Raw genomic sequence first — 25264 nt, forward strand, 5'->3', positions numbered from 1 at the left:
TGATTCAGGTAGGTTTTCTGAGCCCGGCGCGGGCCGTCAGGCCACAAATGTAAGAAATTCCGTCACAGTGTTAACGCGAAGTGACGTCAATCCACGCCCGCCGCCTGCGCCTTCTTCGCCGCCCGGGCCGCGGCCTGGGCGGCCTTGGCCTCCTTGACCACGGCGTAGCGCGCCAGTGTCTTCTGGCGCGCCTCCTCGTGGTCCACGATGGGCAGCGGGTAGTCCACGCCCAACTCGATGCCGGCGGCTTCCAGGTCCACCGGCTTGGCGAGCCATGGGGCGTGGATCAGGTCGTCGGGCAGCCTGGCCAGCTGCGGCAGGTAGCGGCGGATGAAGCGGCCCTGCGGGTCGAACTTCCTGCTCTGGTTGACGGGGTGGAAGATGCGGAACCAGGGCTGCGGGTCGCAGCCCGTGCCCGCGGCCCACTGCCAGTTGCCGTTGTTGGAGGCCAGCTCGTAGTCGTTGAGCTTCAGCGCGAACCAGCGCTCGCCGCGCCGGTAGTCCAGGCCCAGGTCCTTGACCAGGAAGCTGGCCGTGACCATGCGCAGCCGGTTGTGCTGGTAGCCGCTCTGGGCGAGCTGCAGCATCGCGGCGTCCACCAGCGGGTAGCCGGTGCGGCCCTCGCACCAGGCGGCAAACAGCGCGTCGGCGTGCTTGCCCTTTTCCCACTTGATGCGGTCGAACTCGGCGCGGTAGGCGTGCTCGACGACGCGCGGGTGGTGGAAGACGATCTGCTGGAAGAAGTCGCGCCAGGCCAGCTCCGACAGCCACACCCGCGCGCCGCTGGAGCCGGCCTGGGCGCGGCGCCAGGCCTCGCGCGCGAGCTGGCGCACGGAGACGGTGCCGAAGCGCAGGTGCGTGCCCAGGTAGCTGGGGCCCTTGACGGCGGGGAAGTCGCGCGTGGCGTCGTAGCGGTCGATGCGCTCGGCCAGGAACTCCTCCAGCAGCGCCTGGCCGCCGGCCGGGCCGGTGGGCAGCTTCAATTGATGCAGGTTGGTGGTCTCGAAGCCCAGCGATTCCAGGCTGGGAATCGGCTGGCGCAGCTCGGCCGGCACGGCGGCGAGCGCCGCGGCGTGGCGGGCGACGGGGTAGACGCCCAGGTAGAAGTCGTCGAGCTTCTTGAGCCAGGCGTTGAAGTAGGGCGTGAACACGGCGTAGGGCGTGCCCGCGCCGCTGAGCACCTCGTTGCGCTCGAACACGACGTGGTCCTTGCTGCCGTGCAGCGCGATGCCGTGCTCGGCCAGCGCGCCGCGCACGCGCGCGTCGCGCTCCAGCGCCGCGGGGTCGTCGTCGTGGTTGAGGTAGACGGCCTGCACGTGCAGCTGTTGGGCCAATCGCACGATCTCGTCGGCGCCGCGGCCGTGGCGCACGATCAGCCCGGCGTGCTCGGTGCCGTGCGCCGCGCCCAGCGCGCGCAGCTGCGCGTCCAGGCCGACCAGGCTGTCGCGGATGAACTCCACGCGCCGGTCCTGGCGCGGCAGCCCGGCCAGCAGCTCGGTGTCGAAGACGAAGGCACACCACACGCGCCGGGCGTGGCGCAGGGCGTGGTAGAGGGCGGCCTGGTCGTCGGCGCGCAGGTCGCGCCGGAACCAGACGAGGGCGGTGTCAAGGTCCTTGTTCACGGGTGTCAGTGTGACCCGGGAATAGAATCGGCGCATGGCTGAGCGCGGCATCGATCTGACCAACCAGTTCCTGATTGCCATGCCCGGCATGACGGACGACAACTTCGCGGGCGCGGTGGTGTACCTGTGCGAGCACAGTGCCAAGGGCGCCCTGGGCTTGATGATCAACAAGCCCACCGACATCTCCCTGAAGAACCTGTTCGAGAAGGTCGACCTGAGCCTGGAGCGCCCGGACCTGGCCGACGCGCCGGTGTACTTCGGCGGCCCGGTGCAGACCGAGCGCGGCTTCGTGCTGCACGAGGTGCAGGGCAGCGGCCCCTTCAGCTCCACCCTGGCGGTGCCCGGCGGCCTGGGCATGACCACCAGCAAGGACGTGCTCGAAGCGCTCTCGCGCGGCGCGGGCCCGCACAAGGTGCTGGTGACGCTGGGCTACGCCGGCTGGGGCGCGGGGCAGCTGGAGCAGGAGATCGGACGCAACGGCTGGCTCAACGTGGCGGCCGATCCGAGCATCATTTTTGACACCCCGCCCGAGCGCCGCTACGAGCGCGCGCTGGCGCTGCTCGGGATCGACCCGCGCATGCTCAGCGGCGAGGCGGGGCACGCATGAGTGGAACGCCTCCGGGCGGCCGCGAACTCAGCTTCCTCGCCTTCGACTTCGGTGCCAAGCGCACCGGCGTGGCCAGCGGCAACACCGTCACGCGCAGCGCCACGCCGCTGACCACCATCGCCACCGAGAAGACCGACGAGCGCTTCGCGGCGGTTGAAAAACTCATCCGCGAATGGCGTCCCGATGCGCTGGTGGTGGGCGTGCCTTATCACCCCGACGGCGCTGCGCACGACAATACGCGCCGCGCGCAGCGCTTCGCGCGCCAGTTGCACGGCCGCTTCCGGCTGCCGGTGCACGAGGTGGACGAGCGCTACACCAGCACCGAGGCCGAGGCCGCCGGTGCGCGCGACCTGGACGCGGCCGCGGCCGCGTTGATCCTGGAGCAATTTCTCCGACAAGCATGAGCAACCTTTCCCTGGACGCCGAGGCGCTGTACGGCGAGCTGCTGCGCGGCGTGGCGCGGCTGCTGCGCCCGGCCGATGCCGAACAAGCCGCGCTGGTGGGCGTGTGGAGCGGCGGCGCCTGGCTGGCCGAGCGGCTGCACGCCGACCTGCGCCTGGCCGGCGCCCCCGGCGTCATCTCCAGCGCGCTGCACCGCGACGATTTCGGCTCGCGCGGCATGGCCACGAGCGACGCCACCAAGCTGCCCTTCAGCGTGGACGGGCGCCACATCCTGCTGATCGACGACGTGGTCTACACCGGGCGCACCACGCGCGCGGTGATCAACGAGCTGTTCGACTTCGGCCGCCCGGCCAGCGTGACGCTGGCGGTGCTGGTGGACCGCGGCGCCCGCGAGCTGCCCATCGAGCCGGCCTTTGCCGCAGCCAAGCTCACGCTGCCGGCGGCGCAGCGCCTGTCGCTGGCGCGCGACGGCGCGGGCCGCTTCACTTTCGCCCTGGAGGACGCCGCCTGATGCTCTCGCGCCGCAATCCGCAGCTCAACAGCCACGGCGAGCTGATCCACCTGCTGTCCACCGAGGGCCTGCCGCGCGCGGTGCTCACGCAGATCCTCGACACCGCCTCCACCTTCCTCGCCGTGGGCGAGCGCGACATCAAGAAGGTGCCGCTGCTGCGCGGCAAGAGCGTGTTCAACCTGTTCTTCGAGAACAGCACGCGCACGCGCACCACGTTCGAGATCGCGGCCAAGCGGCTCTCGGCCGACGTGATCAACCTCGACATCGCGCGCTCCTCCACCGCCAAGGGCGAAAGCCTGCTCGACACCATCGCCAACCTCTCGGCCATGCAGGCCGACATGTTCGTGGTGCGGCACAGCGAATCGGGCGCGCCCTACCTGATCGCCCAGCACTGCGCGCCGCACGTGCACGTGGTCAATGCCGGCGACGGGCGCCACGCGCACCCGACGCAGGGGCTGCTGGACATGTACACGATCCGGCACTTCAAGAAGGACTTCACCAACCTCACGGTGGCGATCGTGGGCGACATCGTGCACTCGCGCGTGGCGCGCTCGGACATCCACGCGCTGACCACGCTGGGCGTGCCCGAGATCCGCGTGGTGGGACCGAAGACGCTGGTGCCGGACAACCTGCGCGAGATGGGCGTGCGCGTGTGCCGCGACATGGCCGAGGGCATCCGCGACGCCGACGTGATCATCATGCTGCGGCTGCAGAACGAGCGCATGGGCGGCGCGCTGCTGCCCAGCGCGGGCGAGTTCTTCAAGCACTACGGCCTGACCGAGGAGAAGCTGGCGCTGGCGCGCCCCGACGCCATCGTCATGCACCCGGGCCCGATCAACCGCGGCGTGGAGATCGACTCGGCCGTGGCCGACGGGCGCCACAGCGTGATCCTGCCGCAGGTCACCTTCGGCATCGCCGTGCGCATGGCGGTGATGAGCATCCTGGCCGGCAACGAGGCCTGAAGCCGTTTATGAAGATCCTGATCAAGAACGGCCGCGTCGTGGACCCGGCCTCGGGCCGCGACGAGGTGGCCGACGTGGCGATTGCCGCCGGGCGCATCCTGACCATCGGCGCGGTGAGCCCGGATTTCGAGGCCGAGCGCGTCATCGACGCCGACGGCCTGGTGGTCGCGCCGGGCCTGGTGGACCTGGCCGCGCGGCTGCGCGAGCCCGGCCACGAGCACGAGGGCATGCTGGAGAGCGAGCTGGCCGCGGCCGCCGCCGGCGGCGTCACCAGCCTGGTCTGCCCCCCGGACACCGACCCGCCGCTGGACGAGCCGGGGCTGGTGGACATGCTCAAGTTCCGCGCCCGCAAGCTCAGCCGCTGCCGCCTGTTCCCGCTGGGCGCGCTCACGCGCGGCCTGGAAGGCAAGGCGCTGACCGAGATGGCCGAGCTCACCGAGAGCGGCTGCATCGGCTTCGCGCAGGCCGAGGCTCCCGTGCGCGACACGGCGGTGCTGGTGCGCGCGCTGCAGTACGCCAGCACCTACGGCTATGCCGTGTGGCTGCGCCCGCAGGACCCGTGGCTGGGCTCGGGCGTGGCCGCCAGCGGCGCGGTGGCGACGCGGCTGGGCCTCTCCGGCGTGCCCGTGGCGGCCGAGACGGTGGCGCTGCACACCCTCTTCGAGCTGGTCAAGGTCACCGGCGCGCGCGTGCACCTGTGCCGCCTCTCCAGCGCCGAAGGCGTGGCGCTGCTGCGCCAGGCCAAGGCGCAGGGGCTGCCGGTGACGGCGGACGTGAGCATCAACTCGCTGCACCTGACGGACGTGGACATCGGCTTCTTCAATGCCGCCATGCGCCTGACGCCGCCGCTGCGCCAGCAGCGCGACCGCGACGCGCTGCGCGCGGGGCTGGCCGACGGCACCATCGACGCGCTGGTGTCGGACCACACACCGGTGGACGAGGACGCCAAGAACCTGCCCTTCGCCGAGGCCGAGCCCGGTGCCACGGGGCTGGAGCTGCTGCTGAGCCTGGCGCTGAAATGGGGCCAGGAGCAGGGGCTGTCGCTGGCCGACACGCTCGCGCGCGTGACCAGCGGCCCGGTGGGCGTGCTGGGCGAGGCGCTGGGCTCGCTGGCCTCCAGCGCGGGGCGGCTGGTGGAGGGCGGCGTGGCCGACGTCTGCCTGTTCGACGCGCAGGCGCAGTGGGGACTCGACGCCTCGCAGCTGCGCAGCCAGGGCAAGCACACGCCGTTCGCCTTCGAGCACACCGGCAGCCTGCTGCCCGGGCGCGTGGTGGCCACGCTGGTGGCCGGCACGGTGGCGCACGAGTCCTTCTGAGGCCGCAGCGCACGCCGCCGATGCAGGGCCGTCCCGACTCTTCCGTGTCCTCGCTGGCGGCCCGGCCCGCGCCGGTGCCGCCGCTGCGCCGGCTGCGCGCGGCCTGGCGCCTGGCGCGCACGGTGCTGCACGGGCTGCGGGGCCTGGCCACGGTGCTGCTGCTGTTCCCGCGCATGAACCCGGCGCAGCGCCAGGCGCGCATCGGCGCGTGGTCGCGCCGGCTGCTGCAGGTGCTTGGGCTGGAGCTGCGCACGCACGGCAGCTTCCGCCCGGGCGCCAAGCTGATCGTGGCGAACCACGTGTCGTGGCTGGACATCGCCGCCATCCACGCGCTGTGCCCGCAGGCGCGCTTCGTGTCGAAGGCCGAGGTGCGGCAGTGGCCACTGGTGGGGCGGCTGGTGGACGGCGCCGACACGCTGTACCTGCAGCGCGAGCGCGCGCGCGACGCCATGCGCGTGCTGCACGCCATCACGCAGGCGCTGCAGCAGGGCGACACGGTGGCGGTGTTTCCCGAGGGCACCACCGGCGAGGGCCACGAGCCGCTGCCCTTCCACGCCAATCTGCTGCAGGCCGTGATCGTCAGCGGCGCGCCGGTGCAGCCGGTGGCGCTGCGCTACAGCGACCCTGGGCACGCGGTCAGCCCGGCCGCGCGCTTCGTCGGCGACACGACGCTGGCGCAGAGCCTGTGGGCGCTGGCCTGCGCGCAGGGGCTCACGGTCGAGCTGCGCGTGCTGCCGCCGCAGGCGGTGGCGCATGCCGACCGCCGTGCGCTGGCGGCGCAGCTGCGCGAGACCATCGCGCAGGCGCTGCAGCCTTCCGAGAGGCGCTGACACACGGCGCTTTTTCAGGCACCACCCCGGAAAACCGTTGGGGAGAAGTTCCATGAGCGAGCAGATCCTGCTGGCCTTCGACGACGAGGCGCCGCTGGCGCAGGCGCTGGCGCAGGCGCTGGGCGCGCCGCTGGCCTTCGTGCAGCGGCACCAGTTTCCCGATGGCGAGCTGCGGCTGCGCCTGCCCGAAAGCCTGCCGCCGCGCGTGCTGATGCTGCGCGGCCTGCAGCGGCCCAATGAAAAGCTGCTGGAGCTGGCGCTGTGCGCACCGGCGGCGCGCGAGCTGGGCGCGCGCGAGCTGGTGCTGCTGGCGCCGTACCTGGCCTACATGCGCCAGGACATGGCCTTCACGCCCGGCGAGGTGGTGAGCCAGCGCCACGTCGCGGCGCTGCTGGGCGGGCTCTTCGACGCGGTGCTGACGGTGGACCCGCACCTGCACCGCGTGCATTCCATGGAAGAACTGTTCCCGGGCCGGCGCGCGCTGGCGCTGTCGGCGGCGCCGCTGCTGGGCGAGTGGGTGGCGGGACAGCTGGACCGCCCGATCCTGATCGGCCCGGACGAGGAGGCGGCGCAATGGGTGCAGGCCGCGGCGGCCGCGCGCGGCCTGGAGCATGGCATCGGGCGCAAGCACCGGCTGGGCGACCGCGAGGTGATCCTGGAGCTGCCGCCCTTCGAGTTCGGCGCCCGCGCCGTGGTGCTGCTCGACGACGTGGCCAGCACCGGGCAGACGCTGATCGCCGCGGCGACGCAGGCGCTGGCGCGCGGCGCGGCCTCGGTGGACGTGGCGGTGACGCACGCGCTCTTCGTGGGCGACGCGCTGGCGCAGCTGCACGAGGCCGGCGTGCGCCATGTCTGGAGCACCGACGCCGTGCCGCACCCGAGCAACGTGGTCAGCGTCGCGCCGCTGCTGGCGCAGGCGGCGCTGGCGCTGTAGCCCGCAAGCCCGTGTGCCGGACGTGAAAAAGGGGCCTCGCGGCCCCTTCGTCATCTCACGCGGGAAAAGCTGTGATTCAAGCCTTGCCCTGGTTGGCCACGGCCGCGGCGGCCTTGGCGGCGGCTTCGGCGTCGCCCAGGTAGTAGCGGCGGATGGGCTTCAATTCGGCGTCGAGCTCGTACACCAGCGGGATGCCGTTGGGGATGTTCAGGCCGACGATCTCGGTGTCGCTGATGCCGTCGAGGTACTTCACGAGGGCGCGGATGCTGTTGCCGTGCGCGGCGATGACGAGGCGCTGGCCGGACTTGATGGCCGGGGCGAGCACCTCGTTCCAGGCCGGCAGCACGCGCGCCACGGTGTCCTTCAGGCACTCGGTGAGCGGGACCTGCTCGGGGTCGAGCCGGGCGTAGCGCGGGTCCTGACGCTGGCCGCGCGGGTCGGCGGCGTCGAGCGCGGGCGGCGGCGTGTCGTAGCTGCGGCGCCAGATCAGCACCTGCTCGTCGCCGTACTGCTTGGCCATGTCGGCCTTGTTGAGGCCCTGCAGCGCGCCGTAGTGGCGCTCGTTGAGTCGCCAGTCCTTGACCACGGGCAGCCAGGTGCGGTCCATCTCGTCGAGGCAGTGCCACAGCGTCCAGATGGCGCGCTTGAGCACCGAGGTGTAGGCGACGTCGAACTCCCAGCCGCCTTCCTTGAGCAGCCGGCCGGCTTGGCGCGCCTGGGCCACGCCGGTGTCGGTCAGCGGCACGTCGGTCCAGCCGGTGAAGCGGTTTTCGAGGTTCCAGGTCGATTCGCCGTGGCGGATCAGCACGAGCTTGTACATGGGAGGCCTAGGTCTTGAGAGTGAAGAAACCGGTGCTGCCGGGCGCAGCCGCCGCCGACGGTCGCGCAAGGGGCGGATGCGGGCGGCAAATCCTTGAATTCTATAATTCGCGGCTTTGACCAGCCCCTTGCAAACGCCGTGACATTCCTGCTCCAGAACTGGTACCTGATCCTGGCCGCGCTGGTCTCCGGCGGCTTGCTGCTGTGGCCGGCCCTTCGCGGCGGCGCCGCCGGCGGCGCCGTGAGCACCGCCGAGGCCGTGCGGATCATCAACCGCGAGAAGGGCGTGCTCATCGACGTGAGCGAGCCCGCCGAGTTCGCCAAGTCGCATGCCACGGGCGCGCGCAACGTGCCGCTGTCGCAGATCGAGACCGCCACCGCGCTGCCCAGCAACAAGGCCCTGCCGCTGCTGGTGATGTGCGCCACCGGCAACCGCGCCACGCGCGCCGTGGCGCTGCTCAAGAAGCGCGGCTACGAGAACAGCCAGGCGGTGGCCGGCGGCATGGCCGCCTGGCGCGAGGCCAACCTGCCCATCGAGTCCGCGGCCTGAAGCCCGGACCCGGCGCAAGGCCCGCAGCCGTTGCGCAGGCAACGGCCTTGGCGGGTGGCGGCATGGCCGGGGCCAAGTCGCCCGGCGCCTGCAAGGGTTGAAGGCGGCGCGGACAATCGCGCCATCTGCCACCAACCCGTTGCGCGCACCGCGCCCGTCCTGCGATGAATGCCGTCAAGATGTACACCACGCTGGTCTGCCCCTACTGCCAGCGCGCCAAGCAGCTGCTCAAGCAGCGCGGCGTCGAGCACATCGAGGAAGTGCGCATCGACCAGGACCCGTCGCAGCGTGCCGTCATGATGGAGCTCACCGGGCGGCGCACCGTGCCGCAGATCTTCATCGGCGACACGCACGTGGGCGGCTGCGACGACCTCGTCGCGCTGGACCAGCGCGGCGGCCTGATGCCCCTGCTGCAGGGCTGACGGCGCGCCCGGGCCCGGACCTTGTCCCGGGTCAAGGCAGGGTCGCAAAGCCGCCGTGGCGCTGCGTGATAATCGGCCCCGCCCGCAAGTCGCGGGCCTTCTTTTCTTCGAGACGAGACCATGGCCGACCAAGAGCAGACCCCGGTGTTCCAGATCCAGCGCATGTACCTGAAGGACCTGTCGCTGGAGCAGCCGAACTCGCCGCAGATCCTCACCGAGCAGCAGCAGCCCCAGGTCGAGATCAACCTGGGCCTGTCGGCCGAGACCATCACCGACGGCATTTACGAGGTCTGCGTCACCGCCACCGTCACGACCAAGATCGGCGACAAGACGCTGTTCCTGGTCGAGGCCAAGCAGGCCGGCATCTTCGAGATCCGCAACATTCCGCAGGACCAGCTGCAGGCCATCATCGGCATCGCCTGCCCGGGCATGGTCTATCCGTACCTGCGCGCCATCGTCTCCGACGTCTGCACCCGCGCCGGCTTCCCGCCGGTGATGCTGGCCGAGGTGAACTTCCAGGCCATGTTCGAAGCGCAGCAGCAGCAGCTCGCCGCGCAGCAGGGCAACGTCGCCTGACGACGCCTTGCGCGGGCAGGGCATGAGGATCAGCGTCCTGGGCGCGGGCGCCTGGGGCACCGCGCTGGCGGTGCAGGCCGCCGCACGCCACGAGGTGCTGCTGTGGGCGCGCGACGCGGGCCAGGCGCAGGCGCTGCGCGCGCAGCGCCGCAACGAGCGCTACCTGCCCGGCGTCGAGCTGCCCGCGGCGCTGGCCGTCGCCAGCGACTTCGACGCGGCGCTGGCGCATGCGCGCGCAGGTCTGCTCGTGATCGCCACGCCCATGTCGGGCCTGCGCGGCATGCTGCAACGGCTGCCCGAAGGCGCGCGCGCGCTGTGGCTGTGCAAGGGCTTCGAGGCCGATACCGGGCGCCTGGGCCATGAGATCGCGCGCGAGGTGTGTCCGAGCGCGGCCACCGGCGTGCTCTCCGGCCCCAGCTTCGCGGCCGAGGTGGCGCAGTTGAAGCCCACCGCGCTGGTGGCCGCCAGTGCCGACGCGGCGCTGTGCGAGCTGGCGGTGCAGGCCTTTCACGGCGAGGCGCTGCGCGTCTACACCAGCGCCGACCCGGTGGGCGTGGAAGTGGGCGGCGCGGTCAAGAACGTGCTGGCCATCGCCACGGGCCTGTGCGACGGGCTGGAGCTGGGCCTGAACGCGCGCGCGGCGCTGATCACGCGCGGCCTGGCCGAGATGACCCGGCTGGGCGTGGCGCTGGGTGCGCAGGTGGAAACCTTCATGGGCCTGTCCGGACTGGGCGACCTGGTGCTCACCGCCACGGGCGAGCTCTCGCGCAACCGCCGCGTCGGGCTGCAGCTGGCTGCGGGCCAGACGCTGCCCGAAGTGCTGACGCACCTGGGCCATGTGGCCGAAGGCGTCTACAGCGCTGCCACGGTGCTGCGCCGCGCCCGCGACAGGGCTGTGCAGATGCCCATCACCGAGGCCGTGGTGGCCGTGCTCGAAGGCCGCCTGGCGCCGACCGACGCGGTGTGGCAGCTGATGCAGCGTGCGCCCAACACCGAGCGCTACAGCTGAGGCGCTGCAGAGGCGCCCCGCGATCACCCAAGGCCGGCATTGACCGGCCTTTTTCCTGGCAGGCCGAGGGCGCGTCGTGCAGCCGCGTCAGACCGCGCCGGCGTAGCCGTTCTGGCGCCAGGCCTCGAACACCGACACCGCCACGGCGTTGCTCAGGTTCAGGCTGCGCTGTCCGGGGCGCATCGGCAGCCGGATGCGCTGTGCCGGGTCGAAGCTCTCGCGCAGCGCCGGCGGCAGCCCGGCCGTCTCGCTGCCGAAAACGAGCCAGTCGCCCGGTTGCCAGGCCACGTCGCCCAGCGCACGCGTGCCGCGCGTGGTGAAGGCAAAGCAGCGCCGCGCATCGGGCCGCTCGGCGGTCACGAAGGCGTCCCAGTCGGCATGGCGGCGCACGCTGGCGTACTCGTGGTAGTCGAGCCCGGCGCGCTGCAGCAGCTTGTCCTCCATGGAAAAGCCCAGCGGCTCCACCAGGTGCAGCTCGCAGCCGGTGTTGGCAGCGAGCCGGATGACGTTGCCCGTGTTGGGCGGGATCTGCGGGTGGACGAGGACGATTCGGAACATCCCGCAATTGTCGGCGCCAGGCTCGTGCCCGGGCCGCTCAGGTATCCGACGGCCGCGGCGTGCGCGCCAGCACCCACAGCTGCACCGCGGCGGCGCCGGCGTCCAGCAGCGTGCGCGCGGCCTCGGCAGCGGTGGCGCCGGTGGTCATGACGTCGTCGATCAGGGCCACGCGGCGGCCGCGCAGCGCACTCGCGCGCCCCGGTGCCAGTCCGAAGGCGCCGCGCACGTTGAGCTGGCGCTCGGCCTGCGCCAGCCCGCTCTGGCGCGGCGTGTCGATCAGGCGCAGCAGCAGCCGCGCGTCGGCTTGCAGGTCCAGCGCCAGCGCGACGCGACGCGCCAGCTCCCAGGCCTGGTTGTAGCCGCGCTCGCGCAGGCGCTGCGGGCCCAGCGGCAGCGGCAGCAGCAACTCCACCGGCGGGGGCGCGGCGCGCTGCAGCGCCTGCAGCAGCAGCGCCGACAGCGCGGCGGTCAGGTCGAGCCCGTCTCGGAACTTGAGCTGCCCGATCACGCCGCTCCAGGGCCAGGCATAGTCCAGTGCCGCGACGCAGCGCTCGAAGGGCAGCGGCATGCGCAGGCAGTCGGCGCAGGGTGCGCCCGGCGCCGCCAGGGGCAGGGCGCAGCCGGGGCAGCGCGGCACGAGCGGGATGAAGCGCGTGCAGCAGTCTCGGCACAGGCGCCCGGCGTCCCAGGCATGGCACACGGCGCACTGGCTGGGCAGCCGGGCGGCGAGCGCGGCCAGGGCGCCAAGACCCCGGCGGAGGCGGGCGGGCATCGGCTCAATATACTGCCCGGCCCTCTCATGAACGCTCCCACCGAATCCTCGAATTCCCGCGCGCTCGACACGCGCGCCGTGCAGCGCGCCGTGCGGCGCATGGCCCGTGCCGAAGAAGCGCCGTGGCTGCATGCCGAGGCGGCGCGGCGCATGGCGGACCGGCTGCCGATCATCCGGCGCACGCCAGAGGTGGTGCTGCAGTGGCCGGGCTTCCTGGGTGCGAGCGAGGCGCTGCTGCGCGAGGCCTATCCGAAGGCGCGGCAGCTCGTGGTCGAGCCCAAGGCCGTGCGCAACGCGCAGGCAGCGCCGTCGCCGGCGCCCTGGTGGTCGCTGCGGCGCTGGGGCGGTGCCGCCGCGGCCGCGCCGCTGGCCGAGGACGCGGTGGCGAGCGGCGCGGCGCAGTTGCTGTGGTCGAACATGGCGCTGCACGGCCATGCCGACCCGACGGCGCTGTTTGCGCAGTGGCACCGCGCGCTGGCCGTGGACGGCTTCCTGATGTTCTCTACCTTCGGCCCGGGCACGCTGGTCGAGCTGCGCACGCTCTACCGCGAGCGCGGATGGGGTTCGCCCATGGCCGAATTCGTGGACATGCACGACCTGGGCGACATGCTGGTGCATGCCGGCTTTGCCGATCCGGTGATGGACCAGGAAGTGATCAAGCTGAACTGGGCCGATGCCGCGGCCGCCCTGGCCGAATTGCGCACCTTCGGTGTCAATGCCGATCCGCGGCGTGTTGCAGGATGGCGCACTCCGCGCTGGCGGCGGCGGCTGGCCGAGGCGCTGCAGGCGCTGGCCGGCGCCGACGGCCGCCCGGCGCTGTCCTTCGAGCTGGTCTACGGCCATGCCTTCAAGGCCGCGCCGCGTCCGCGCGTGGCCGAGCGTACCGAAGTGGGCCTGGAAGAAATGCGACAGATGGTGCGCGCGCGGCGCACCTGAGGTTTTCCCAAGGTTGCACGGGGCGTCGGAATCAGGCAAAGATGCTTCGACGCAACGCAAACTCTGCCTAGAATCCATCGGTTCCTGAACAGTATTTGCGTTTCGTCAACGACAAAACCTGCTAAACCTGCTTCAGCACCGGCGCGCGGACCGCGCCGCTGTCCGGCTAGAGTCCCAGACCCGACATGACCGCGACCGTTGCTCCGAGCCCCTGGCCCACGCCGGCCGCGCGAAAAAACTGGCAGTTCGGTTGCGAACTCGACGATGGTCGCGGCCTGCGCTGGGTGCTCGGCCGCAACGGCGCGCTGGGGCCGCGCCGGCATCTGAGGGCCTGGAGCCTGGCCGGTGCCGTGACGCTGGCAGTGACGCTGTTCTTCTGGTGGCAAGGCGTGTCCATGGCTGCGGCGCTGGCCGCGGGCGAGTTGGCACTGCTGGGCACGGTGCTGCTGCTGTACGCGCGCCATGCCGCCGACCGCGAGCTGCTCACGCTGGCCGACGGTGCCCTCGTGGTCGAGCACCGTTGCGGCGCGCGCACCGAGCGCATGGAGTTCCGTGCCGCGCGCGTGCGCGTGGAGCCGGCACGGGCCCAAGGCTCCCTGGTGGAACTCTCCGGCGAGGGACGGCAGATGCGGGTGGGCCGCTACCTGCGCCCGGAACTGCGCCTGCAGCTGGCGCAGGAACTGCGGCGGGCGCTGCGCACCGTGGGGCTGCAGCCGCCGGCGCGTTCCAAGAACACGGCAATGCAACAAGAGTGAGGACCATGAACCAAATCAGGACGCTCACGGGCCGCCTCGCCCAGGCCACGCTGGCAGGCGGCGCGCTGCTGGCCACCCATGCCGCCATGGCGGTCAACGACCTGCCGGGCGGCCCGGCGGTCAACCAGACCAACCTGCATCCGCCGGCCACGCGCATCGCTGCCGAGCTGATCTGGCTGCACAACTTCATGCTGGTGATCTGCACGGCCATCTTTGTGGCCGTGTTCGGCGTGATGTTCTATTCGATCCTCAAGCACCGGCGCTCGCGCGGCGCCAAGGCTGCCAACTTCCACGAGAGCACGGCGGTGGAAGTGGCCTGGACCATCGTGCCCTTCCTCATCGTCATCGGCATGGCGCTGCCCGCGACCAAGGCCGTGGTGGCGATGAAGGACACCACCAACGCCGACCTCACCATCAAGGCCACGGGCTACCAGTGGAAGTGGGGCTACGACTACCTCAACGGCGAAGGGCAGGGCATCAACTTCCTTTCGACGCTGGACGCGACGCACCGCCAGATGTCCGACGCCGGCAAGCCGCAAGGCGACGACTACCTGCTCAAGGTCGACAACCCGCTGGTGGTGCCGGTGGACAGGAAGATCCGCATCGTCACCACCGCCAGCGACGTCATCCACGCCTGGATGATCCCGGCCTTCGGCGTCAAGCAGGACGCCATCCCCGGCTTCGTGCGCGACACCTGGTTCCGCGCCGACAAGACCGGCGACTACTACGGCCAGTGCGCCGAACTCTGTGGCAAGGAGCACGCGTACATGCCGATCCACGTGAAGGTGCTGTCGCAGGCCGACTACAGCGCCTGGGTGGCGGCACAGCAGAAGAAGATGGCTGCCGCGGCCGATGATCCGGCCAAGGTCTGGACACAGGCCGACCTGGTGGCGCGCGGCGAGAAGGTCTATGCCGCCAACTGCGCCGCCTGCCACCGCGCGGATGGGCAGGGCGCGGGTCCGATCAAGCGCCTGGACGGCTCGGCGCTGGTCACCGACGCTGACCACGGCAAGCAGATCGCGGTGATGCTCAACGGCCTGCCCAACGGCATGCCGGCGTGGAAGCAGCTCTCCGACACCGAGATCGCCGCCGTCATCACCTATACCAAGAACGCCTGGTCCAACCGTACCGGCCAGACCGTGCAGCCCGCCGAGATCGTGGCAGCGCGCAAGTAAGGCGCCGCGCCGCCACCTGAAAGGAAATAGCCTCCATGAGCGCAGTTCTTCCCCAACACGGCGCCGCCCACGACGAGGCGCATGCGCATCCGCACGGCTGGCGGCGCTGGCTGTTCGCGACCAACCACAAGGACATCGGCACGCTGTACCTGCTGTTCAGCTTCACCATGCTGATGGTGGGCGGGGTGCTGGCGCTGCTGATCCGGCTGGAGCTGTTCCAGCCCGGGCTGCAGTTCGTCAACCCGCAGCTGTTCAACCAGTTCACCACCATGCACGGGCTGATCATGGTGTTCGGCGCGATCATGCCGGCCTTCGTCGGCTTCGCGAACTGGATGGTGCCGCTGCAGATCGGCGCGCCGGACATGGCCTTCGCGCGCATGAACAACTTCAGCTTCTGGCTGATGATCCCCGCGGCGCTGATGCTGGTGGGCTCGTTCTTCATGCCCGGCGGAGCACCTGCGGCAGGCTGGACGCTCTACGCGCCGCTGACGCTGCAGATGGGCCCGTCGATGGATGCGGGCATCTTCGCCATGCACATCCTGGGCGCGAGCTCGATCATGGGCTCGATCAACATCATCGTCACGATCCTGAACATGCGCGCGCCGGGCATGACGCTGATGAAGATGCCGCTGTTCTGCTGGACCTGGCTCATCACCGCGTATCTGCTCATCGCCGTGATGCCGGTGCTCGCCGGCGCCATCACCATGACGCTCACCGACCGCCACTTCGGCACCGCCTTCTTCCAGCCCGGCGGCGGCGGCGACCCGGTGATGTACCAGCACATCTTCTGGTTCTTCGGGCATCCCGAGGTCTACATCATGATCCTGCCGGCCTTCGGCATCATCAGCCAGATCGTGCCGGCCTTCGCGCGCAAGAAGCTCTTCGGCTACACCTCCATGGTGTACGCCACCGCCTCGATCGCGATCCTGTCGTTCATCGTCTGGGCGCACCACATGTTCACCACGGGCATGCCGGTGACGGGGCAGCTGTTCTTCATGTACGCCACGATGCTTATTGCCATCCCCACGGGCGTGAAGGTGTTCAACTGGGTCGCCACGATGTGGCGCGGCTCCATGACCTTCGAGACGCCCATGCTGTTCGCGGTAGGCTTCATCTTCGTGTTCTCGATGGGCGGCTTCACCGGGCTGATCCTGTCCATGGCGCCGGTGGACATCCAGCTGCAGGACACCTACTACGTGGTGGCGCACTTCCACTACGTGCTGGTCGCGGGCTCGCTGTTTGCGTTGTTCGCGGGCGTGTACTACTGGGGCCCGAAGTGGACCGGCACGATGTACTCGGAGACGCGCGGCAAGCTGCACTTCTGGGGCTCGCTGATCTTCTTCAACGTCACCTTCTTCCCGATGCACTTCCTCGGCCTGGCGGGCATGCCGCGCCGCTACGCCGACTACCCGATGCAGTTCGCCGATTTCAACGCCCTGGCCTCGGTCGGCGCCTTCGGCTTCGGGCTGATGCAGGTGTACTTCTTCCTGTTCGTGGTGCTGCCGATGATGCGCGGCCAGGGCCAGCCCGCGCCGCAGCGGCCCTGGGACGGCGCCGAGGGGCTGGAGTGGGAGGTGCCGTCGCCGGCGCCGTTCCACACCTTCGAGACGCCGCCGCGCCTGGATGCCACGGCCACGCGCGTGGTGGGTTGAGGCGCTGGCGATGGAGCACGCCATGACGCCGCCGGACCGCGATGCCGAGGCCCGGGCCGCGCAACGCCGCCGCGCCAACCTGCGCCTGGCGCTGATCCTGGCATCGGTGGCTGCGGCTTTCGCGGTGGGCTTCGCCGCCAAGATCGTGCTGCTGGGGCCCTGAGCCCCAGGGCCGCACGCGCATCAACCAAGAGGAGAGCGCCGCATGGACCCCCGCCGCCAGGCCCGGCTGCGCCGCGACAACGTGCAGATGGTGGCCAAGCTCGCGCTGGTAGCGGTGCTGATGTTCGGATTCGGCTACGCGCTGGTGCCGCTGTACAGGCACATCTGCGAGGCGCTGGGCATCAACGTGCTGTCGCTGTCGGAGCGTCAGACCGCCGGCTTCGGCCGTTCCGGCGTGGACGTGGCCAACACGCAGGTGGACCGCAGCCGCACCGTCACGGTGGAGTTCGACGCCAACGCGCGCGGGCCCTGGGACTTCAAGCCCGCGCAGGCCGCGCTGCAGGTGCATCCGGGCGAGCTGGTCACGGTGATGTACGACTTCCGCAACCGCCAGCCGCGCACGATGACGGCGCAGGCCATCCCGAGCTACGCGCCCAAGCAGGCCACGGCCTACTTCAACAAGGTCGAGTGCTTCTGCTTCAACGAGTACACGCTGGCGCCGGGCGAGTCGCGGCAGTGGCCGGTGACTTTCGTGATCGACCCCAAGCTGCCGCGCGACGTCACGACCATCACGCTGTCCTACACCTTCTTCGAGGTGGCCGGCGGCAAGAACAGCGCCGCAGCGCAGGCGACGGAGCCGCGCTCGTGAGCAACGCGGGCCGCGGCGACGAGGGCATGCGGCGCCGGGGCTCTTGGCGGCGCAGCTTCAAGGCGGTGGCGTGGTCCTTCTTCGGCGTGCGCCGCAGCAGCGACTACGAACAGGATGTCAGCCAGCTCAAGCCGCAACACGTCATCGTCGCCGGCCTCGTGGCCGCGGCGCTGTTCGTGGCGCTGCTGGTGCTGCTGGTGAGATGGGTGGTGGGCAGCGGCGTGGCCGCCTGACCCGCGCGACACAAGAGCAACCTTCGAGACAGCAACCTTCGAGGAGAAACCCGGCATGTCCGCAGCAACGCACCAGGGCAGCGTGCCCCACTACTTCGTGCCGAGCCCGTCACGGCATCCACTGATGACGTCCATCGGGCTGTTCTTCGTGATCCTGGGCGCGGCCCAGTGGATCAACGGCCATAGCTGGGGCGCGTACTCGCTCCTCTTCGGCCTGCTGTGGTGGGCGGTGGTGATGTTCCAGTGGTTCGGCGACGCGGTGCGCGAGAGCGAGAGCGGGCTCTACGGCCGCAACATCGACATCTCCTACCGCTGGAGCATGAGCTGGTTCATCTTCTCGGAGGTGATGTTCTTCGGCGCCTTCTTCGGCGCGCTGTTCTGGTCGCGCTACTACACCATCCCCACGCTCGGCGACCTCAACAACAGCCTGCTGTGGCCTGACTTCAAGGCGGCCTGGCCCACCGACCAGCCCGGCACCACGGCCTCGCCCGCGGGCATCGTCGAGCCCTTCTCGACCATCGGACCCTGGCCGCTGCCCACCATCAACACCGCGCTGCTGCTGACCTCGGGCGTGACGCTGACCATCGCGCACCACGCGCTCATCGCCGGGCGTCGCGCCAAGTGCATCGCCTGGATGTGGATCACGGTGGCGCTGGGCGCGACCTTCCTGTGCGTGCAGGCCTACGAGTACGCCCATGCCTACCAGGACCTGAACCTCAAGCTCAGCTCGGGCATCTTCGGCTCGACCTTCTTCATGCTCACCGGCTTCCACGGCTTCCACGTGTTCGTGGGCATGCTGATGCTGCTGTTCATCACGCTGCGGCTGATGAAGGGGCACTTCACGCCCGAGCGCCACTTCGGCTTCGAGGGCGCCGCGTGGTACTGGCACTTCGTGGACGTGGTGTGGCTGGGCCTGTACCTGCTGGTGTACTGGCTCTGAGCGCCGACGGCGCAGGCGCCGCCGCCCGGTGCGGCGCCAGGTCGTCAGCGCACGACGGGAAGGCCGGTGGGCTGGATCCAGCCCATCAGGTAGCTGAACAAGATGAACACGAACAGCGCCACCGACAACCCCACGCGCAGCGCCAGCGCGCGGGCCATGCGCTTGTCGGGCCGTGCGCCGGGGGCGCCGGCAGCGTCGTCCGGCCTGCGGCGCAGCATCAGCACGCCGGCGCCGGCCAGCGCCGCCAGGATGCACAGCAGCGCCAGCACGATGATGGTTTTCATGGGCGGCCATTCTGGCATCGCGCCGCTGCGGCGCCGGTGCCGGTGCCCATGCTGAGCGCGCGTGCACGGCGCCTCGTGGTGGCGCTGGCGGCTCTGGCGACCGCGCTGCTGACGGCGCGGCTGGGACTGTGGCAGCTCGACCGCGCGGCGCAGAAGCAGGCGCTGCAGCAGGCCGTCGAGGCCCAGGCCGCGCTGCCGCCGCTGCCTGCGTCCGAGCTGGCGAGCACGGCCGCGCAGGCAGCACAGCAATTGCACCGGCGTGCCACGGTGCGCGGGCAATGGGTGCCGGGCCACACCGTGTTTCTCGACAACCGGCAGATGGACGGGCGCCCCGGCTTCTTCGTGCTCACGCCGCTGCGCCTGGACGACGGCAGCGCCGTGCTGGTGCAGCGCGGCTGGGTGCCGCGCGACGCGCAGGAGCGCACCCGGCTGCCCGAAGTGCCCACGCCGCAGGCGCCGGTGACGCTGGTCGCGAGGGTGCAGGGGCCGCCGGCACGGCTCTACGAATTCACCCCGCTGGACGGCGAGGCGGGCCCCATCCGTCAAAATCTTTCGATTGAATCCTTTGCGGACGAGACGCAGCTTTCCTTGCGTCCGCTCACGCTGCTGCAGCTCGACGATGGCGATGCGGCGGCAGCGCCGGCAGCCGACGGGCTTCGACGCCGCTGGCCGCTGCCGGCGGTGGACGTGCACAAGCACTACGGCTATGCCGTCCAGTGGTTCTCGCTGGCGGCGCTGATCACGGGTCTTTATGTCTGGTTCCAACTCCTCCGCCCCCGCCGGCGCGCCGCTTGAGCCGCTCGGCCTGACGGTGCACTCGATGCCCCGGCCCGAAGTCGACGCGCAGGCGCGGCGCACGCGCAGCGGGCGGCTGAAGATGCTGCTGGTGCTGCTGGCGTGCGCCTCGCCCGTGATCGCCTCGTACTTCACCTACTTCGTCATCCGTCCCGAGGGCCGCAACAACTACGCCGCGCTGGTCGAGCCGCCGCACCCGCTGCCTGCACTCGCGCTGCGCACGCTCGACGGCCGCACAGTCCCCGCCGACACGCTCAAGGGCCAGTGGCTGCTGGTGGTCGCCGGCAGCGGCGACTGCGACGCCGAGTGCCAGAAGCTGCTGTACCTGCAGCGCCAGCTGCGCGAGATGACCGGCCGCGAGCGCGTGCGCATCGACAAGCTGTGGCTGCTCACCGACGACCGCGCACCCGCGCCCGCGCTGCAGCAGGCAGTGCTCGACGCCGGCGCGGCGCAGATCCTGCGCGCCGACGCGGCGCAGCTGGCGCAGTGGCTGCAGCCCGCGCCGGGCGAGTCGCTGGGCGCGCACCTCTACATCGTCGATCCGATGGGCAACTGGATGATGCGCGCTCCGACCCGCCCCGACCCCTCCAAGCTCAAGCGCGACCTGGAGCGGCTGCTGCGCGCCTCCGCCAGCTGGGACCGCGAGGGACGCTGACACCACGTCATGGACGCCGCCACCGCCGCCCCCTGGAACCTCTCGCCGCTGCTGCAGCTGCTGCTGCTGGGCGCGCTGCTGGCCGCCGTGCCGCTGGCCTGGATCGCGCTGCGCCACCGCGCCCCGGCGGCGCGGCTGCGCGCGCTGACCGGCCTCACGCTGTTCCTGTGCTTCGACCTGGTGCTCTTCGGCGCCTTCACCCGGCTCACCGACTCCGGCCTGGGCTGCCCCGACTGGCCCGGCTGCTACGGCAACGCCAGCCCGCTGGGCGCGCAGCACCACATCGCCGCCGCGCAGTCGCTGCTGCCCGACGGGCCGGTCACGCATGCCAAGGCCTGGATCGAGATGCTGCACCGCTACTTCGCCACCGCGGTGGGCGCGCTGATCACGGTGCTGGCCGTCATGAGCTGGCGGCTGCACCGCCGCGGCACGCCGGGCGTGATCTCGCCCTGGTGGTCCACGGCGACGCTGGTGTGGGTGTGCCTGCAGGGCGCCTTCGGCGCGCTCACCGTGACCATGAAGCTCTACCCGGCCATCGTTACCGCGCACCTGCTCGGCGGCCTGGGCCTGCTGGCGCTGCTGGCCGCGCAGTCCCAGGCCTTCAACGGACCGGGCAGCCGGCCGCTGGCCCTGACGCCGGGACTGCGCCGCGGCCTCTGGGCACTGGCCGCCCTGACGCTGGGGCAGATCGCCCTGGGCGGCTGGGTCAGCACCAACTACGCGGTGCTGGCCTGCAGCGACTTCCCCACCTGCCAGGGCCGCTGGTGGCCCGACATGGATTTCGCCAACGGTTTCACGCTGCAGCGCGCGCTGGGCAGCACGGGGGAGGGCGGCAACCTGCCGTTCCCGGCGCTGACCGCCATCCACTTCACGCACCGGCTCATGGCGCTGGCGCTGCTGGCGGCGCTGGCGCTGGTGGCCTGGCGCCTGGTGCGCCTGAACGATGCGCAGGCCCGGCGCTGGGCCGGCGCCTTGCTGGCGCTGGGGGCCTGGCAGCTCGCCAGCGGCGTGTCCAACGTGGTGCTGGGCTGGCCGCTGCTGGCAGCGGTGGCCCACACCGGCGGCGCCGCCGCGCTGACCGTGACGCTCAGCCTGATGCTCATGCGTGCCCACAGCGGCGCGCGCCTTGCCGCTGTTCCCGCGCGCCGCGGCGCGCCGCCTGACCTGGTTCCCGGAGCGCGATACCGATGACCCGAACCGCCACCCATTCCTCACCCGTGACCCCGCCCGTGGCCCCCGCTGCTCCCGCTTCCTCATCCACGCCCACGCCCGCCGCCGCGATCCGCATCCCGGTCTGGCGCCAGTTCTACGCGCTCACGAAGCCGCGCGTGGTGCAGCTCATCGTCTTCTGCGCCCTGATCGGCATGCTGCTGGCCGCGCCGGGCCTGCCGCCGGCCGGGGTGGTCGTGGCGGCCACGGCCGGCATCTGGCTGGTGGCCGCGGCGGCGGCGGCCTTCAACTGCGTGGTCGAGCAGCACATCGACGCGCGCATGTCGCGCACCGCCTGGCGCCCCACCGCGCGCGGGCAGCTCAGCAACCGGCAGACGCTGGTCTTCTCCGCGCTGCTGTGCGCTCTCGGCAGCGCGCTGCTGTGGCTGTGGGTGAACCCGCTGACGATGGTGCTGACCTTCGCCACCTTCGTCGGCTACGCCGTGGTCTACACCGTGGTGCTCAAGCCGCTGACGCCGCAGAACATCGTCATCGGCGGCGCCTCCGGCGCCATGCCGCCGGTGCTGGGCTGGGCCGCGGTGCGCGGCGACGTCGGCCCCGAGGCGCTGATGCTGTGCCTGATCATCTTCCTGTGGACGCCGCCGCACTTCTGGGCGCTGGCGCTCTACCGCACCGAGGACTACCGCCGCGCCGGGCTGCCGATGCTGCCGGTGACGCACGGCTCGGAGTTCACGCGGCTGCAGGTGCTGCTCTACAGCCTGGTGCTGCTGGCCGGCACGCTGCTGCCCTGGCTCTACGGCATGAGCGGGCTGATCTACCTCGCAGCGGCGCTGGCGCTGGGCGGCATGTTCATCCTCCACGCCTGGAGGCTGTGGCGCGACTACAGCGACGCGCAGGCCCGCAAGACCTTCCGCTTCTCCATCCTGTACCTGTCGCTGCTGTTCGCGGCGCTGTTGCTGGACCACTACCTGCACCCATGGATCGCCTTCTGACCACCCGCCGCGCCTTCACCCTGTCCGCCGCCGCCGCGGCGCTGTTGAGCCTGTCCGGCTGCGGCCGTGAAAGCGCCGACGGCGCGCCCAAGGCCACCGTCGGCAGCTTCCACGCCGTGGACATCACCGGCGCCGACTACGCCGGCAAGCTGGACCTGCCCGACCTGGAGGGCAAGACGCGCAGCCTCTCCGAATTCAAGGGCAAGGTCACGGTGGTGTTCTTCGGCTACACCCAGTGCCCCGACGTGTGCCCGACCACGCTGGCCGAGCTGGCCGAAGTCAAGCGCGCGCTGGGCGCCGACGGGGACCGGGTGCAGGGCGTGTTCGTCACGCTCGACCCGGAGCGCGACACGCCGGAGCTGCTGAAAGCCTACGTCGGCAACTTCGACGCCGGCTTCGTCGCGCTGCGCCCCACGCCGGAGCAACTCAAGGCCACGGCGCGCGAGTTCAAGGTGTTCTACATGAAGGTCCCGGGCAAGACCGATGGCGCCTACACCCTGGACCACACCGCCGGCAGCTACATCTTCGACACGCAGGGCCGCGTGCGCCTGTTCAGCCGCTACGGCGGCGGCGCGCAGGCGCTGGCCGACGACATCAGGAAGCTGCTGGCGCAGTCCGCGGCGGCCTGATTCCGGGCCCACAAAAGCCGACGGCCCCCGCGGGGGCCGTCGTCGTTTCAGCGGGGAAGTCCGCTGGGAGAGGCGGATGCCGGATCAGGCCGGCGTCGCCTCCATCGCCTTGCGCATCTTCTTCATGGCCGCGACCTCGATCTGGCGGATGCGCTCGGCGCTGACGCCGTACTCGGCCGCCAGCTCGTGCAGCGTCATGCCGCCGGAGTTGTCGTCGTTCACCTCCAGCCAGCGCTGCTCGACGATGCGGCGGCTGCGGGCGTCCAGGGCGTCCAGCGCGCGCAGGATGCCGTCGCTGGCCAGCGCATCGCGCCGGCGCGCCTCCAGCACCCGCGTCGGCTCGCTGCCTTCGTCGGCCAGGTAGGCGATGGGCGCGAAGGCGACCTCCTCGCCGTCGTCGCCGCCCTGCGGCTCCAGCGCGACGTCGCCACCGGACAGGCGCGTCTCCATCTCCAGCACTTCTTCCGGCTTGACGTTGAGCTGCTCGGCCACCGTGCGCACCTCGTCGCCGCTGAGCGAGTTGCGCCAGCTGCGCCCGTCCTCGGCCTCGTTCTTGAAGCCCTGCTTGAGCGAGCGCAGGTTGAAGAACAGCTTCCTTTGCGCCTTGGTCGTGGCGAGCTTGACCATGCGCCAGTTGCGCAGGATGTACTCGTGGATCTCGGCCTTGATCCAGTGCAGCGCGTAGCTCACCAGCCGCACGCCCTGGTCCGGGTCGAAGCGCTTGACGGCCTTCATCAGGCCGACGTTGCCTTCCTGGATCAGGTCGCCGTGAGGCAGCCCATAGCCCAGGTACTGGCGCGACACCGACACCACCAGGCGCAGGTGCGACACCACCAGCCGGCCCGCGGCCGCCACGTCGCCGTGGTCACGCAGCCGCGTGGCGAAATCCTTCTCTTCCTCGGCCGTCAGCATCGGCACGCGATTGACTGCCGAGATGTAGGCGTCCAGGTTCCCGAGCGACGGCACCAGCGCCCAGGGGTCACGCAGAGCAACAGCATTCGCAGTGGACATGTTCATGGAGTGCTCAGATCGGGGGGGTGGCCATTGGTTCCCAAAATATTAGCACTCTACCCCCGTGAGTGCTAAGGCCGGGAACCCTGAGCCGGTCCGGGGTTCCGTGGCTGGCGTCACGCCGGCTGCGCAGGGACAAAACAAAAATCCCCGCAGCCATCGCGGCATGCGGGGATTCATTCAGGGCATCCTGGCCTGGAGAAGGCCTGTCAGACGTTGAACAGGAAGTTCATCACGTCCCCATCCTTGACCACGTACTCCTTGCCTTCCGCCCGCATCTTCCCCGCGTCCTTCGCCCCCTGCTCGCCTTTGTAGGCGATGAAGTCGTCAAACGCGATGGTCTGGGCGCGGATGAAGCCGCGCTCGAAGTCGGTGTGGATCACGCCCGCGGCCTGCGGCGCGGTGTCGCCGATGTGGATGGTCCAGGCGCGCACTTCCTTCACGCCGGCCGTGAAGTAGGTCTGCAGGCCCAGCAGCTTGAAGGCGGCGCGGATCAGCCGGTTCAGCCCCGGCTCGTCCTGGCCCATCTCGGCCAGGAACATGGCGCGGTCCTCGTCCTCCATGTCGGCCAGCTCGGACTCGGTCTTGGCGCAGATCGCCACCACCGGCGCGTTCTGGCTGGCGGCGTATTCCTTGAGCCGGTCCAGGAACGGGTTGTTCTCGAAGCCGTCCTCGGCCACGTTGCCCACGAACATTGCCGGCTTGGCCGTGATCAGGCACAGCGGCTTGAGGATGACCAGCTCCTCCTTGCTGAAGTCGATGGTGCGCACCGGCTTGGCCTGGTCCAGCGCGGCCTGGCACTTCTCCAGCACCTTCACCAGCGCCGCGGCTTCCTTGTCGTTGCCGGAGCGCGCGGCCTTGACGTAGCGGTGCAGGCTCTTCTCGACGGTGCCCAGGTCGGCCAGGCACAGCTCGGTCTGGATCACCTCGATGTCGGCGATCGGGTCCACCTTGCCCGCGACGTGGATGACGTTCTCGTCCTCGAAGCAGCGCACCACGTTGACGATGGCATCCGTCTCGCGGATGTGCGAGAGGAACTGGTTCCCGAGGCCCTCGCCCTTGGACGCGCCCGCCACCAGCCCGGCGATGTCCACGAACTCGACGATGGCCGGCACCACGCGCTCCGGCTTCACGATCCCGGCCAGCTGCTCCAGGCGCGGGTCGGGCAGCTCCACCACGCCCACGTTGGGCTCGATGGTGCAGAAGGGGTAGTTCTCGGCGGCGATGCCCGCCTTGGTCAGCGCATTGAAGAGGGTGGACTTGCCCACGTTGGGCAGGCCCACGATGCCGCACTTGAGGCTCATGGATGGTTCCGGGGTGAGAGGCTCGTCAAAGC

The 25264-nt window shown here is 70.7% G+C and carries 31 protein-coding genes; 24 read left to right on the plus strand and 7 right to left on the minus strand.

What is annotated here, in order from left to right; genetic code table 11:
• Window positions 1-86 precede the first annotated feature (86 nt).
• Window positions 87-1658: a cryptochrome/photolyase family protein gene (locus FJ694_RS01030; RefSeq protein WP_157263554.1), complete on the minus strand. Its 1572-nt coding sequence runs from the start codon at window positions 1656-1658 to the stop codon at window positions 87-89.
• Here FJ694_RS01030 and FJ694_RS01035 point away from each other — a divergent pair.
• The 7 genes from FJ694_RS01035 (at window position 1657) to FJ694_RS01065 (ending at window position 7184) form a co-directional block, all read left to right on the plus strand.
• Window positions 1657-2229 (plus strand): YqgE/AlgH family protein, encoded by a 573-nt coding sequence (locus FJ694_RS01035; RefSeq protein WP_157263555.1) that lies wholly within the window; start codon window positions 1657-1659, stop codon window positions 2227-2229. The two genes, FJ694_RS01030 and FJ694_RS01035, sit on opposite strands and share 2 nt — an antisense overlap.
• A complete protein-coding gene (gene ruvX / locus FJ694_RS01040) occupies window positions 2226-2633 on the plus strand; it encodes a Holliday junction resolvase RuvX (RefSeq protein WP_157263556.1) in 408 nt (135 codons plus the stop codon). Before FJ694_RS01035 ends, ruvX begins: the two co-directional genes overlap by 4 nt.
• Entirely contained in the window at window positions 2630-3142 is a 513-nt protein-coding gene (pyrR, locus tag FJ694_RS01045) for a bifunctional pyr operon transcriptional regulator/uracil phosphoribosyltransferase PyrR (RefSeq protein WP_157263557.1), read from the plus strand. Before ruvX ends, pyrR begins: the two co-directional genes overlap by 4 nt.
• Window positions 3142-4104 carry an aspartate carbamoyltransferase catalytic subunit gene (locus FJ694_RS01050; protein WP_157263558.1) on the plus strand — a complete coding sequence of 321 codons (963 nt, stop codon included), beginning with the start codon at window positions 3142-3144 and terminating at the stop codon, window positions 4102-4104. Before pyrR ends, FJ694_RS01050 begins: the two co-directional genes overlap by 1 nt.
• An 8-nt stretch (window positions 4105-4112) precedes the next feature.
• Window positions 4113-5420 carry a dihydroorotase gene (locus tag FJ694_RS01055; RefSeq protein WP_157263559.1) on the plus strand — a complete coding sequence of 436 codons (1308 nt, stop codon included), beginning with the start codon at window positions 4113-4115 and terminating at the stop codon, window positions 5418-5420.
• Window positions 5421-5503: 83 nt separating this feature from the next.
• Window positions 5504-6250, plus strand: a complete 747-nt coding sequence (locus tag FJ694_RS01060; protein ID WP_157263837.1) for a lysophospholipid acyltransferase family protein — start codon at window positions 5504-5506, stop codon at window positions 6248-6250.
• A gap of 52 nt (window positions 6251-6302) precedes the next feature.
• Window positions 6303-7184, plus strand: coding sequence for a ribose-phosphate diphosphokinase (locus FJ694_RS01065; RefSeq protein ID WP_157263560.1), 882 nt, complete (start codon window positions 6303-6305; stop codon window positions 7182-7184).
• 76 nt (window positions 7185-7260) lie between these two features.
• On the opposite strand, the gene gpmA is transcribed toward FJ694_RS01065, so the two are convergent.
• A complete protein-coding gene (gene gpmA / locus FJ694_RS01070; protein WP_157263561.1) occupies window positions 7261-8004 on the minus strand; it encodes a 2,3-diphosphoglycerate-dependent phosphoglycerate mutase in 744 nt (247 codons plus the stop codon).
• 138 nt (window positions 8005-8142) lie between these two features.
• Between gpmA and FJ694_RS01075 the strand changes: the two genes are divergently transcribed.
• The 4 genes from FJ694_RS01075 to FJ694_RS01090 all read left to right on the plus strand — a co-directional run bounded on the left by FJ694_RS01075 (window position 8143) and on the right by FJ694_RS01090 (window position 10560).
• A complete protein-coding gene (locus tag FJ694_RS01075; protein ID WP_157263562.1) occupies window positions 8143-8553 on the plus strand; it encodes a rhodanese-like domain-containing protein in 411 nt (136 codons plus the stop codon).
• Between the two features lie 164 nt (window positions 8554-8717).
• Window positions 8718-8975, plus strand: a complete 258-nt coding sequence (gene grxC, locus FJ694_RS01080; protein ID WP_157263563.1) for a glutaredoxin 3 — start codon at window positions 8718-8720, stop codon at window positions 8973-8975.
• A gap of 120 nt (window positions 8976-9095) precedes the next feature.
• Entirely contained in the window at window positions 9096-9551 is a 456-nt protein-coding gene (gene secB / locus FJ694_RS01085; protein ID WP_157263564.1) for a protein-export chaperone SecB, read from the plus strand.
• A 22-nt stretch (window positions 9552-9573) separates the two neighbouring features.
• Window positions 9574-10560, plus strand: a complete 987-nt coding sequence (locus tag FJ694_RS01090; protein WP_157263565.1) for an NAD(P)H-dependent glycerol-3-phosphate dehydrogenase — start codon at window positions 9574-9576, stop codon at window positions 10558-10560.
• 87 nt (window positions 10561-10647) lie between these two features.
• Here FJ694_RS01090 and trmL read toward each other — a convergent pair whose 3' ends face one another.
• Together trmL and FJ694_RS01100 are read right to left on the minus strand one after the other, a co-directional pair.
• On the minus strand, window positions 10648-11118 hold the full coding sequence (trmL, locus tag FJ694_RS01095; RefSeq protein WP_157263566.1) for a tRNA (uridine(34)/cytosine(34)/5-carboxymethylaminomethyluridine(34)-2'-O)-methyltransferase TrmL: 471 nt from the start codon (window positions 11116-11118) through the stop codon (window positions 10648-10650).
• Window positions 11119-11155: 37 nt separating this feature from the next.
• Complete coding sequence (locus tag FJ694_RS01100; protein ID WP_157263567.1) at window positions 11156-11890, minus strand: ComFC family protein; 735 nt, start codon at window positions 11888-11890, stop codon at window positions 11156-11158.
• 27 nt (window positions 11891-11917) lie between these two features.
• Here FJ694_RS01100 and FJ694_RS01105 point away from each other — a divergent pair, with 27 nt between their 5' ends.
• The 8 genes from FJ694_RS01105 (at window position 11918) to FJ694_RS01135 (ending at window position 18392) form a co-directional block, all read left to right on the plus strand.
• Window positions 11918-12826, plus strand: a complete 909-nt coding sequence (locus FJ694_RS01105; protein WP_157263568.1) for a methyltransferase domain-containing protein — start codon at window positions 11918-11920, stop codon at window positions 12824-12826.
• A gap of 185 nt (window positions 12827-13011) precedes the next feature.
• Complete coding sequence (locus FJ694_RS01110) at window positions 13012-13581, plus strand: DUF2244 domain-containing protein (protein WP_157263569.1); 570 nt, start codon at window positions 13012-13014, stop codon at window positions 13579-13581.
• 5 nt (window positions 13582-13586) lie between these two features.
• Window positions 13587-14756, plus strand: a complete 1170-nt coding sequence (gene coxB, locus FJ694_RS01115) for a cytochrome c oxidase subunit II (RefSeq protein WP_157263570.1) — start codon at window positions 13587-13589, stop codon at window positions 14754-14756.
• A 35-nt stretch (window positions 14757-14791) separates the two neighbouring features.
• Window positions 14792-16408 carry a cytochrome c oxidase subunit I gene (ctaD, locus tag FJ694_RS01120; protein WP_157263571.1) on the plus strand — a complete coding sequence of 539 codons (1617 nt, stop codon included), beginning with the start codon at window positions 14792-14794 and terminating at the stop codon, window positions 16406-16408.
• Between the two features lie 22 nt (window positions 16409-16430).
• The gene (locus tag FJ694_RS36615) at window positions 16431-16571 is read left to right on the plus strand and encodes a cytochrome oxidase small assembly protein (protein WP_198320669.1); all 141 of its coding nucleotides are present in this window, start codon (window positions 16431-16433) and stop codon (window positions 16569-16571) included.
• A gap of 42 nt (window positions 16572-16613) precedes the next feature.
• Complete coding sequence (locus tag FJ694_RS01125) at window positions 16614-17219, plus strand: cytochrome c oxidase assembly protein (RefSeq protein WP_157263572.1); 606 nt, start codon at window positions 16614-16616, stop codon at window positions 17217-17219.
• A complete protein-coding gene (locus tag FJ694_RS01130; RefSeq protein WP_375140185.1) occupies window positions 17216-17452 on the plus strand; it encodes a DUF2970 domain-containing protein in 237 nt (78 codons plus the stop codon). Before FJ694_RS01125 ends, FJ694_RS01130 begins: the two co-directional genes overlap by 4 nt.
• Window positions 17453-17507: 55 nt before the next feature.
• Window positions 17508-18392 carry a cytochrome c oxidase subunit 3 gene (locus FJ694_RS01135; RefSeq protein ID WP_157263573.1) on the plus strand — a complete coding sequence of 295 codons (885 nt, stop codon included), beginning with the start codon at window positions 17508-17510 and terminating at the stop codon, window positions 18390-18392.
• Window positions 18393-18436: 44 nt separating this feature from the next.
• Here FJ694_RS01135 and FJ694_RS01140 read toward each other — a convergent pair whose 3' ends face one another.
• Window positions 18437-18676, minus strand: coding sequence for a DUF2909 domain-containing protein (locus tag FJ694_RS01140; RefSeq protein ID WP_157263574.1), 240 nt, complete (start codon window positions 18674-18676; stop codon window positions 18437-18439).
• 48 nt (window positions 18677-18724) lie between these two features.
• Between FJ694_RS01140 and FJ694_RS01145 the strand changes: the two genes are divergently transcribed.
• The 5 genes from FJ694_RS01145 to FJ694_RS01165 are packed head-to-tail and all read left to right on the plus strand — an operon-like array spanning window position 18725 to window position 22917.
• A complete protein-coding gene (locus tag FJ694_RS01145) occupies window positions 18725-19471 on the plus strand; it encodes an SURF1 family protein (RefSeq protein ID WP_157263575.1) in 747 nt (248 codons plus the stop codon).
• Window positions 19428-20126, plus strand: a complete 699-nt coding sequence (locus FJ694_RS01150; protein ID WP_157263576.1) for an SCO family protein — start codon at window positions 19428-19430, stop codon at window positions 20124-20126. The genes FJ694_RS01145 and FJ694_RS01150 overlap by 44 nt, the downstream gene beginning before the upstream one ends.
• A 9-nt stretch (window positions 20127-20135) precedes the next feature.
• The gene (locus FJ694_RS01155) at window positions 20136-21317 is read left to right on the plus strand and encodes a COX15/CtaA family protein (protein ID WP_157263577.1); all 1182 of its coding nucleotides are present in this window, start codon (window positions 20136-20138) and stop codon (window positions 21315-21317) included.
• The gene (cyoE, locus tag FJ694_RS01160; protein ID WP_157263578.1) at window positions 21314-22288 is read left to right on the plus strand and encodes a heme o synthase; all 975 of its coding nucleotides are present in this window, start codon (window positions 21314-21316) and stop codon (window positions 22286-22288) included. Before FJ694_RS01155 ends, cyoE begins: the two co-directional genes overlap by 4 nt.
• On the plus strand, window positions 22273-22917 hold the full coding sequence (locus FJ694_RS01165) for an SCO family protein (RefSeq protein ID WP_157263579.1): 645 nt from the start codon (window positions 22273-22275) through the stop codon (window positions 22915-22917). The genes cyoE and FJ694_RS01165 overlap by 16 nt, the downstream gene beginning before the upstream one ends.
• A gap of 84 nt (window positions 22918-23001) precedes the next feature.
• Here the strand turns inward: FJ694_RS01165 and rpoH are convergent, their stop codons facing one another.
• Window positions 23002-23928, minus strand: a complete 927-nt coding sequence (gene rpoH, locus FJ694_RS01170) for an RNA polymerase sigma factor RpoH (RefSeq protein ID WP_375140186.1) — start codon at window positions 23926-23928, stop codon at window positions 23002-23004.
• 209 nt (window positions 23929-24137) lie between these two features.
• Entirely contained in the window at window positions 24138-25232 is a 1095-nt protein-coding gene (gene ychF, locus FJ694_RS01175; RefSeq protein WP_157263581.1) for a redox-regulated ATPase YchF, read from the minus strand.
• Window positions 25233-25264 lie beyond the last annotated feature (32 nt).

Source organism: Azohydromonas aeria (assembly GCF_009760915.1).
In the GTDB taxonomy this organism is placed as follows: Bacteria; Pseudomonadota; Gammaproteobacteria; order Burkholderiales; family Burkholderiaceae_C; genus Azohydromonas; species Azohydromonas aeria.